This is a genomic window from Acinetobacter sp. YH12208, assembly GCF_013418055.1.
Lineage (GTDB): Bacteria > Pseudomonadota > Gammaproteobacteria > Pseudomonadales > Moraxellaceae > Acinetobacter > Acinetobacter pseudolwoffii.
In genome coordinates, this window is record NZ_VPCT01000044.1 from 1 (window position 1) to 3,630 (window position 3,630).

Annotated in this window: 4 protein-coding genes and 1 pseudogene; 1 reads left to right on the forward strand and 4 read right to left on the reverse strand. The window is 47.4% G+C overall.

Annotated features, from left to right (window positions below; all coding sequences use genetic code 11):
* Positions 1-565: 565 nt before the first annotated feature.
* Positions 566-1,453 carry an Mph(E)/Mph(G) family macrolide 2'-phosphotransferase gene (gene mph, locus FTU95_RS14810; RefSeq protein WP_071830579.1) on the forward strand — a complete coding sequence of 296 codons (888 nt, stop codon included), beginning with the start codon at positions 566-568 and terminating at the stop codon, positions 1,451-1,453.
* 73 nt (positions 1,454-1,526) lie between these two features.
* On the opposite strand, the gene FTU95_RS14815 is transcribed toward mph, so the two are convergent.
* The 4 genes and pseudogenes from FTU95_RS14815 to FTU95_RS14830 all read right to left on the reverse strand — a co-directional run.
* Positions 1,527-1,991 carry an ATP-binding protein gene (locus FTU95_RS14815; protein WP_071830580.1) on the reverse strand — a complete coding sequence of 155 codons (465 nt, stop codon included), beginning with the start codon at positions 1,989-1,991 and terminating at the stop codon, positions 1,527-1,529.
* 61 nt (positions 1,992-2,052) lie between these two features.
* Positions 2,053-2,301 carry a phosphoglucosamine mutase gene (locus FTU95_RS14820; RefSeq protein WP_071830581.1) on the reverse strand — a complete coding sequence of 83 codons (249 nt, stop codon included), beginning with the start codon at positions 2,299-2,301 and terminating at the stop codon, positions 2,053-2,055.
* Positions 2,302-2,387: 86 nt separating this feature from the next.
* Positions 2,388-3,203, reverse strand: coding sequence for a sulfonamide-resistant dihydropteroate synthase Sul2 (gene sul2, locus FTU95_RS14825; RefSeq protein ID WP_001043260.1), 816 nt, complete (start codon positions 3,201-3,203; stop codon positions 2,388-2,390).
* Positions 3,204-3,503: 300 nt separating this feature from the next.
* Positions 3,504-3,630, reverse strand: a pseudogene (locus FTU95_RS14830) (hypothetical protein); the annotation flags it as partial.

The window sequence follows — 3,630 nt, forward strand, 5'->3', positions numbered from 1 at the left end:
GTAAATTTTCAGCGTTGCTGGCTCCCCGTCAGCCGGATTGGGTTGCATCGCAGGGGTGTCGAAAGAGTCAACTGCGGTCCAAAGCTGTTGGACTTGGGTGAAAAGGGCGTTTATTCTTCCTATACGTGAACCGCATCCTACGGAATGAGTAACCCTTGCCCTATTGTGAGTAGAACGTCGTATAATTCAAACGAAAGCAGTTAATAGGTATGAAATATCACAGCACAAAAGAGCGACAGGACATGTTTAGATGATGTTATTATAAAATAATAACATCATGGATGAATAAAAAATAATTTTCTATCTTTACAACTATGTTATACTTCTATGATAAGGCTATGATGGCAAAGCCTTGGTTTTCCTAATCAAATAGTCGCCGAGATGGCTTCAATGCGACAGTAGGTCTACTGTCTCACAATTAATTCATGTATCAGATTTTTGTTCCCTGATGGGAAGTGTTATCCATACGAAAAGAATATGGGTAAAGTGTTACACCTGTATATGACATTCAGAATGTCCTGTCGGGGGAACTGGTACCAATTTAATAAAAGAAAACAGTATAGAAATGACAATCGAAGATATGCAAACATTAGCCCTAGAGCATGGGCTGAGAATTTCGGAAGAGATGAGCGTCAATGAGATGGGCATCGACTTTAGAGTTGCCTTTGTAAAGGAAGTAAACGGTGAGAACTGGGTACTCCGTATACCTCGAAGAAGCGATATGCTTGAACAAATCGAAAATGAAAGTAGAATATTGGATTTAGCCAAAAGAAACCTGTCGATCAATGTCCCTGATTGGAAAATTGTATCGGAGCGCCTAATAGCCTACCCTTTACTGGAGGATGCGCCTGCTCTGACATTCGATGCGATAACACATGAGGTTTCTTGGAACATAGATCGCGATAGCATAGCTTATGTGGAGTCTCTGGCAAAATCATTGGCCGAATTACATCGTATTACAGCTGACGATGTGAGAAAGAGCAACTTGAAAATAATGACTCCAAGTGAATTGAGGACCGAAATAGCTGACCGTATCCACTTGGTGAAATCTGAGATAGGTATCAGCGAGCCGTTGGAAAACAGATACCGTAGATGGTTGGACAATGACCCTTTGTGGCCTGAATTCACTTGTTTCATCCATGGCGATCTCTATGCAGGGCATGTCTTAACCTCGAAGGAAGGTAAGACCTCTGGTATCATAGATTGGTCTACTGCGCATATGGGTGATCCTGCACTGGACTTTTCTGGTCACGTATCGGTTTTTGGAGAGGATAGCCTGAAGAGTTTGATAACGGAGTATGCTAAACAAGGCGGAACGATATGGGATAGGCTCTACGAACAATCTATAGAGAGGGCTGCTGCAGCTCCATTAGCATATGGCGCTTTTGCGGTAGAGTGCAACGACGATAATCATATCAATGCCGCCAGAGCAGCCTTAGGTATTGTTCAATAAAATGATGTGAGGATACTTTTTTAAATGCTAAAATAGGAGTTCGATTGGTGCCACTTAAGAGTATCATTGATTTCTATTTTAGCCAGTATCCTCCACTTTTAGGAGCTCCTCGAAACTCGATTTTATGATCATCTCTTAAGATTTTGAGCCACCGCTCTACTATCTTGACAGGAACTAATAGCTCGTTTACTAAAAATGGTGCACGCTTTCCTGGATTAGTTCTTATCTGATTAAATAGTAGATTTACTCCCTCACTTACTCCCTCATTAGATTCGAAAAGTAGCTTTGATGAGACAATAACTCGAAAACCGTGCTGGAAATTTTCAAAGACAGGGGGACGCAGACCATAGGATGCGAAGCCTTCTTGGATTCGTTTGATGCCTGACCCATATTTTTCAATAAAATGCGCTTCTTTGAACGTGGCAGATATCCTTTTATTGCGCGCCCATGGCGAGTAATCTTCACGAAGAAGCTGATCAATCGTTAAGTTATCAGCTAAACCACCTGGATTGAAAAACTCTATGGAATTGTAATACACCCTGATTATGGAATCGGCAAATTAATTTGGACTTGGGTGAAAAGGGCGTTTATTCTTCCTATTACGTTGTCGGCAGCGGGCCAAAAAGGAATACGTCCATGCCCATCGAGGTGAAACCGGCTGTGAGCGCGGGTTCAAGCATATAGCCCGACAGGCGCGTATCCTTGCCGATCACGACACGATGGCGGTGGTCACCGCGACGAAAGACACGGCCAGCCGCCATGCCGACGCGCAAGGCGGTTTCCGCCGTCATCGCGCCTTCGTTGGCTTTGCCACGAATACCGTCTGTGCCGAAATATTTGCGCACCATAAGGTCGATTATCCTGTCGTCGGGTCGCCCTCAAAGGGGACATGCCTGCTGAACCGCGAATATAGAGAAATATCCCGAATGTGCAGTTAACGAATTCTTGCGGTTTCTTTCAGCGCCGCCAATACCGCCAGCCCGTCGCGCAAGGGGCGCGGCTCGTGTGTGCGGATGAAGTCAGCTCCACCTGCGGCGGCGGCAAGCTCTGCAGCGAGTGTCGCGGCCCCGACATCCCCCGGACCACGGCCTGTGAGCGCGCGCAGAAAGGATTTGCGCGAAACAGACAGAAGCACCGGCAAATCGAAGCGCAGCCGCAATTCATCGAACCGCGCCAGCACCGAGAGCGAGGTTTCGGGAGCAGCCCCCAGAAAAAACCCCATGCCGGGATCAAGGACAAGGCGGTTGCGTTTGATACCGGCACCCGTCAGCGCCGCGATGCGCGCGTCAAAGAACGCCGCAATGTGATCCATGATGTCGCCAGCGGGTGCCTCGCGCCGATCTGCCTGCCCGTCTTGCACCGAATGCATAACGACGAGTTTGGCAGATGATTTCGCCAATTGCGGATAGAACGCAGCGTCTGGAAAACCGCGAATATCATTGAGATAGGCCACACCACGCGACAAGGCATAGGCTTGCGTCGCGGGTTGATAACTGTCGAGCGAGACGGGAATGCCATCTGCCTTGAGCGCGTCCAGCACCGGCGCGATACGCGCGATTTCTGTGTCGGACGAAACAGGCGCGGCGTCGGGATTGCTGGATGCCGGACCGAGGTCGATCACATCTGCCCCCTCGGCCATCAGCTTACGCGCCTGCGCAATGGCTGCGTCTGGCGCCAGATACCGGCCTCCATCGGAGAAACTGTCCGAGGTTATGTTGACGATGCCGAAAATGATGAGCGATTTATTCATGGGGGCTTCTATAATAATAATAATCGAGCATGAGTCTCATACGGATGCTCGGGTCGAAAGGGAATCCCCAGGCGAGTAACCTGTTTGCGGTGATCCATTAGCTGCAGGAGCAGAATAGCATACATCTGGAAGCAAAGCCAGGAAAGCGGCCTATGGAGCTGTGCGGCAGCGCTCAGTAGGCAATTTTTCAAAATATTGTTAAGCCTTTTCTGAGCATGGTATTTTTCATGGTATTACCAATTAGCAGGAAAATAAGCCATTGAATATAAAAGATAAAAATGTCTTGTTTACAATAGAGTGGGGAACACGAACCGTTAGCTGTTGTCCATTTTTCTCAATATAGCCAGCACCACGGTTTTCATTATTCTCTGTTAAGGCAGTTTGTAAATCAGACAAAGGAATTTGCAATTGTTGCAATCGGTTCAGA